The sequence below is a fragment of the uncultured Chitinophaga sp. genome, from assembly GCF_902168175.1.
GTDB lineage: Bacteria > Bacteroidota > Bacteroidia > Chitinophagales > Chitinophagaceae > Chitinophaga.
Window position 1 is genome coordinate 1 of the sequence record NZ_CABHOU010000078.1, and the last position, 6,515, is coordinate 6,515.

At 46.8% G+C, this 6,515-nt stretch carries 6 protein-coding genes; 2 read left to right on the forward strand and 4 right to left on the reverse strand.

The window, feature by feature from the left end:
- Positions 1 to 87: 87 nt before the first annotated feature.
- Positions 88 to 1,734, reverse strand: a complete 1,647-nt coding sequence (locus QZT80_RS18710) for an alpha-L-fucosidase (RefSeq protein WP_295125552.1) — start codon at positions 1,732 to 1,734, stop codon at positions 88 to 90.
- Between the two features lie 288 nt (positions 1,735 to 2,022).
- Here QZT80_RS18710 and QZT80_RS18715 point away from each other — a divergent pair, with 288 nt between their 5' ends.
- A complete protein-coding gene (locus QZT80_RS18715; protein ID WP_295125555.1) occupies positions 2,023 to 2,907 on the forward strand; it encodes a helix-turn-helix domain-containing protein in 885 nt (294 codons plus the stop codon).
- 166 nt (positions 2,908 to 3,073) lie between these two features.
- Complete coding sequence (locus QZT80_RS18720) at positions 3,074 to 3,676, forward strand: pentapeptide repeat-containing protein (protein ID WP_295125558.1); 603 nt, start codon at positions 3,074 to 3,076, stop codon at positions 3,674 to 3,676.
- Between the two features lie 119 nt (positions 3,677 to 3,795).
- Here the strand turns inward: QZT80_RS18720 and QZT80_RS18725 are convergent, their stop codons facing one another.
- From QZT80_RS18725 to QZT80_RS18735, 3 genes are read right to left on the reverse strand one after another with little or no spacing between them, the layout of a single operon-like run.
- Positions 3,796 to 4,719: a PDDEXK nuclease domain-containing protein gene (locus QZT80_RS18725; protein WP_295125561.1), complete on the reverse strand. Its 924-nt coding sequence runs from the start codon at positions 4,717 to 4,719 to the stop codon at positions 3,796 to 3,798.
- Complete coding sequence (locus QZT80_RS18730) at positions 4,712 to 5,557, reverse strand: hypothetical protein (RefSeq protein ID WP_295125564.1); 846 nt, start codon at positions 5,555 to 5,557, stop codon at positions 4,712 to 4,714. Before QZT80_RS18730 ends, QZT80_RS18725 begins: the two co-directional genes overlap by 8 nt.
- A gap of 18 nt (positions 5,558 to 5,575) precedes the next feature.
- Positions 5,576 to 6,091 carry a hypothetical protein gene (locus tag QZT80_RS18735; RefSeq protein ID WP_295125567.1) on the reverse strand — a complete coding sequence of 172 codons (516 nt, stop codon included), beginning with the start codon at positions 6,089 to 6,091 and terminating at the stop codon, positions 5,576 to 5,578.
- Positions 6,092 to 6,515: the final 424 nt, after the last annotated feature.

Below are 6,515 nucleotides of genomic sequence, written 5' to 3' on the forward strand. Positions count from 1 at the left end.
TTTCCTCCAGGCTGATCTCTGCATAAAGATTACCCAGCGCACTGGTGCCAAAAATAACCTTTGGCATATTGATGTTCATCATACAATTTATACAATTTTTAATACGGTGGCATATGGCAGCGCAACCGTGCTTTCGGGCAGCTCTATCTCAAGACATTCACTATTACGTTCAAAACTCAACCCGCCGCCGCCAAGCAGCTCCACTTTTGAGATAACCCCAGGTCTGTGTACACTGCTATCCGCCAGGCTTTTTATTTTCACCGTTCCGTTATCCGGCCATCCATAAACGATGGCATACAACACCTCTCCTTTTTCGGTAAACCTCATGTCCTCTGCACCGAACGGGCGTCCTTTACCCTCGTTAAAGCCCTGGGCAGATAAGGGTGCAGCATCGCTGATAGCAGGCCCTTCTCCAAACACTTTCCATGGGCGGGTATCGAATATACACTCCTGGTTTACTTTCATCCATGCCGCTACTTCTTCCAGGATAGCCAGTTCCTGTTCATCAATCGTTCCGTTCCCTTTTACCGGAACGCTCAGTAAAAAGTTCCCGTTTTTGCTGACTACGTCAGCTAGTGTTTGCACCACTGTTTTAGCCGACTTGTAATGTTTGGCGTCGTATACCCGTTTATCATAGTGCCAGCTGCCTAAACAGGTGTCTGTTTGCCAGGTAAACGGTTCTATCACGTTACTCTGCCCACGTTCAATATCCCACACCATACACTTACGCTGCATTTCATCCAGGATTTTCCCGTTCAATACGCCTTTCAGTACCCCTTTATTTCTTTTGATACTCTGGTTGTAATGGTGAGCGGCAATCTGCAGGCCAATGTCATTCAGCGGATGGAACGGCAATACCGTATCATCAAAATAGAGCAGTTCCGGTTCATATTTATCAATCAGATCGACGGTTCTTTTCAGAAAATTCTCACAGTATTCGCGGGTTGGCACCGCTACACCATTCCCCCAGTGCCACTGCCGATGGATCATTCCGTTATCACTACTGTTTTCGCTGAGCGGATGGTTTTGAGCGTAAAGTGCCTGTGGGTCGAGTCCTTCCCACCAGGTGCCTTTGCCATCACTTTTGGTGCGTTTGCCATCGTATGGCACACCGGCCATCGGGCCGGCCTTATCAGCCCTTTGCGCTACTTCAAACCATGTCCAGGCATGTGCGGCATGCACACTAACACCAAAGGGCAACCCGGCCTTCTTTGCTGCTTTGGCCCAACCACCAATGATATCCTTTCTCGGCCCCACCTTTACGGAGTTCCACGGTTGATGTTTCGAGTTCCAGAGATCGAGATTATCGTGGTGATTAGCCAACGCGAAAAAATACTTCGCACCTACTCTCTTATACAGCGAAACCAGGTACTCCGGGTCCCATTGATCAGCCTTCCATTTATTGATCACATCTTTAAAACCGAATTTGGAAGGATGCCCGTACTTCTTCAGATGGTATTTATACTGGCTGCTGCCTTCCTCATACATTCCCCTCGCATACCAGTCGCCGTACTCCGGCTCACATTGCGGGCCCCAGTGCGCCCAGATCCCGAACTTTGCATTTTTGTACCACTCGGGTACCGTGTAGCCGCTTAATGAATCCCACGAAGCTTTAAACGGGCCTTTGGCCAGCTGCATATCATCAACGGTCATAAAAGCGCCTGCCTGTTTGGATATAAGGTAAGCTGGAACCGATAAACCCAATTGTTTCAGAAGCGTTCTTCTATTCATCATATAAAATTTTACCTGTTTAGATGAAAAGGGCTGCATTCAGTTTAGTGCGGGCTATTTTCATTTTGTGGAACTGTGACAGCAAAGTTAATATGGTGGCCGCCTGTTTCTTTCTCTAAATAAGACTATTTTTTATATAAATCCGACTATTTCCGATGAAACACTGGTAACCAAACAATCCCACTCCCCTTACCAAACGATCAATAAGCCGCACCGTGACCGCACATGCTAAATAACAGGAGGATTACATAAAACCGACCTGTATCTGTATATTTCCTTACTTTTATAACCATGAGTAGAAGACTTTTAAAACATTCATTTTCTTTACTCCACGCAGACCATGTTCACCTGAATGCGAAATGGGATTACAAACATGTGATCAGCCCATACTACCGGCTTTACTATATCGACAAAGGTGAGGGCACGATTTCCAGCACGCATCAGCACATTAAACTGGAACCCGGCCATATTTATCTCATACCCAGCTTCACGCTTTGCAACCTGCACTGTTCTTCCTTTTTAAGCCAGTATTTCATACAGTTTTTTGAGGAAGCACCCGATGGCATATCTCTTTTTTACGACAACCGCACGTTGATGAAAATTGCGGCCACACCTACTGACGCCGCCAACTTTGAAAGACTGCTTGCCATCAATCCGGGACGGGGCATTAACCGTTCCGACAATCCCAAAGTGTACGAAAAGGACGTTTACTACAGGGAGTACCAGGAACTAAATACCCTGCAAAGTGATGCCGCCTATCTCGAAACACAGGGCATTATCCTGCAACTACTTTCAAGGTTCGTAAACAATGCCGGTAACTCCATCGCGCAAACGCAAATCATTCCCTCGAAGATACTGGACACGATCAGCTACATACAAATGAACCTGAAGATAGCGCTGACGGTCAATCATCTTGCCGGACGAGTAAACCAGCACCCGGATTATTTCTCGAGGCATTTCCTTCATTATACCGGCATGCGGCCATTAAACTACATTCATGAAAAAAGGATCGAACGGGCACAGTACCTGATTGCCACCAGCAGTACGCCGTATGCAGCTATTGCCGAAGAGGTGGGGTTCGACAGCCTTCCGCATTTCTCGAAAGTTTTTAAAAAGGTAACAGGTATGACGCCCAATCAATACAGGTTGCAGAACAGGTCGGTGAATATGATATAACCCTTAGTGCTTAATGCGTTTTAACACTGCCTTAGGCTGCGCTCTCACAATATTAAAATTCTGCAGATCAATAGTAAAAACTACTATTTAAACTACCATTTCGTCGCAAAAAAGACCCGGAGAATAATAAAAGATTTATTTTTATATCCTCTTAAATAAACGACTTATGGCCGCAAAAGACGAAAACGACGAACTGATATACGAACGCAAAGAATTCCTGAACATCGACTTCTCCGAACAAACCCTGCGCAACATCGAGTACTTTCAATGCACCTTCGAAAGATGCACTTTCAACAAAGCCGACCTCTCTAACAGCGCCTTCGACAAATGCACGTTTAAAGCCTGCGACTTTACCATGACTGTCATCAGCAATACCGGATTCAGAGATGTGATATTCTCGGAATGCAAACTGATGGGCGTCGATTTCGCGATAGCCAGCAAGTTTATGTTTTCTTTCAAATTCGAAAAGTGCTACATGAACTACTGTGTGTTTTTTGGCAGGAACCTGAAGAGCACGAATTTCTCCGGCTGTACTCTGAAAGAGGTGGATTTTACGGAAGCCAATCTCACATCAGCTATATTTACCAATGCAGATTTAACACTGACCAAATTCTCCAATACGAACTTAGAGAAAGCCGATTTCAGGGGTTCGGTTAACTTTTCTATCGAACCTGAATTCAATAAGCTTAAAAAGGCGAAATTCTCCTTACTTCAGCTGGAAGGGTTGCTTTATAAGTATCAACTGGATATCGACTACGGCACGAACTAAAAAAAGGTAAGAGGGACAATAAGCCCCCCTTACCCTATATATAGAGAAGCCTCCTTACCTTGTTTTTTTATTTCCAATATGTCAAAGAACTTAACAGGACAATCGCGAGGATAGCTTTTCTATCCCACTGTCCGAAAACCCTGCTCCAGCACTGCCTTTAAAGCGTCTTCCGACGGTAATACCAGGCTGTAACTGGATGCGAACAGCTGCTCACTTTCTTCGAGCATGCTGTATTTTACGATGGTCTGGTCTTTATCTTTACAGAGGATAATACCTAATGTAGGCTGATCATCTGCGCTCCGCCTTAGTGCTTCGAACATCCGAACATACATGTCCATTTGACCGATGTCCTGGTGACTGAGGTCGGTAACCTTCAGATCGATGAGTACGAAACATTTCAGCAGGTAGTGATAAAACACCAGGTCGATATAGAACACCTTTGTTTCCGTTTTGATACGGTACTGGCGGGCTACGAAGGCGAAGCCGGTGCCAAGTTCGAGCAGGAACGACTGGATGTTCTGAATGATGGCCGATTCGATATCGGATTCGGAATACACCGTCGCATCATCGAGGCCTAAAAACTCCAGCACATACGGGTCTTTGAGCGGCGGTTTCAGTCGTTCGAAGAAAAGACTGGCAATGTTACGCTCCAGTTGCCGCACGCTCCACGACTGCTGCACTGCTTCCTGCAGGTAATATGTCCTGGCTTCCTCATTCCGCACGCCCAACAAAGTGCGGTAGTGCGTCCAGGTTAATTCGGGCCGCAGTGAGGACCGAATTGGAAAGACGAGGTAAAACTGCCGGATACGCCGCAGGTCGCGCTCCCCATAACCACGGCCGAACTCTTTTACCAGCCGGGCCGACAACTCCTTTAACAACTGCCCGCCATATTCTGCACGTTTGCTGCCGGACTGTTCCTCTTCCACTATCCGCCGGCCTATCTCCCAATAAGTATATACTATGACGGCATTTACCTGCCGGGCCACCTTACCCCTGGCTTCCAGCAACAATTGGCGGATGTCGTTGATGAACTGCTTATGCATAACCTGGTCTTTTGAACTCCTCGTAGCGGTTGGGCCAGTAACGCCAGTGCGTGGTAGGTGCCTCCCTGGGTCCATAGCGCTCAGGATCGCCAGTTACCAGTACAGCCGCCAACATGGGCCAGGTTTCATATGTACCTGGTGCGCAGTTTTGTTTGGCCATGTCGTTAATCAGCATGTTGAGTAAAGACTTCTTTGTTTCCAGGCTATGGCCTGTGGTGTCCAGTACATTTCTTAAATCCCGCGCCAATGTAAGTATGCCTTCTGCATTTAACTGCAGCACATAGTCGGTCTGGTACGCCACATGATACCATTCGTCCAGCACAAGGACCTGTTCCAGATCGGCCGGTAAAAAACGGTATAAGTCTCCCGTTGTGGCCCGGAATGGCTTTGGTGTTTTGTGTACCAGCTGGCGCATGGCTTCCAGCATCGAAAAACACCGGGTATTTTCGGGCTTAATACCTGCGATGGTATAATCGGCCAGATTATTCGAAACCGCGAGTTTACGGCCTCGTACTTTCCAGTGTCTGGCATCTTTCCTCAGCCACCATCCATTGCCGGTTTGGCAAAATGAATCCTCGTTCATCAGTACGATCTCATATTGAGCGGCGTAGTCGGTGATGCAGTTGCCGAAATATTGCAGTTCCAGCAGCAGCTCACACTCCGCTACGTCGAATACCAGTTTTTCGAATACAATGGCCCACCGGCCGTTTGGGTGCCTGAACAGGTTCAGGCGGCTATCTACCAGGAAATTGTTCCCGGCCCGCAACGATATAAAATCACTATAGCCATGTTCGCGGTAATTTTCAAGCGTTTCTAATATTTCATTTACTGTAAGCATGTTTTAAATTTTTAAATGTTAATCAAATTGAATAATAGCGGTTGCTTTGTTGCCCGGGATATCGGTCGCTATGACCTTTACCTGGGCGGCGCCATTCGTGGTTAATTGATATTCCCAGCCGCCTATTTCGGCACTATATTCGGCCAGGCCGGTTTCCTGTTGTTTCAGACCGGCACCGTAAACGATTATCTTTACGGCATCTACGCTTATGTTATCGCTTGCGTCTACATATATCGTTTGGAGTCCTTTCTTACCTTCAAATGCGACCGCATGTATGACGGGGCCGTGTTTATAATCCATGGCCGCCGTTCGGCGTACTGAATTTTTACCCCGGCAAAACGATAAGTAGAAGGCAGACAGTGTGCGATCACGGCCAACCCGCATAGCATACACTATTGCGTTTTTAATATTGAGCCTGGAGCCCCCGGCATTTGCCGCAGGTGGTGCTGAGTGCTGTACCGTACACTGGCCTTGCCAGGGCAGGCCATTCCAGGTAAGCACCGGGATGATGGTTTGTAGATTTGTATTTTTCATATGGATATTGATTTATGCAAATTTGCTACTTCCATATCCATTCCAGTTAGTCGTTTTGTTGATTCTATTTGCCAAAATGTTGACGCTCCATTTTTTTTTGCAGATTAATAAGGATTCCTTATTTTCGGCCGCAATAATCCCAGCCTCTACCGTCAAAGCGATGATATTTTTAACCAAATCACGCTTATGTTTTTCAAACCCTCCCGTGAAGCGGGGAATTTACCTTCGGTGGTGCAAGTGCCCCATCCGCATAACTTCGTCCATATGATTAGCATGGCCGATGTAACTGTCTTCAGCTGGCAGTCCGGCCTCGTTTTGCAACAAGCAGAAAAAGGCGCTTACTACCTGCTCACCAAACACTATTTTGAGCTGGACGAGGAAGTCTGGTTAGACATGCCTGCGCCTGAACCGGCCATCGTACTTA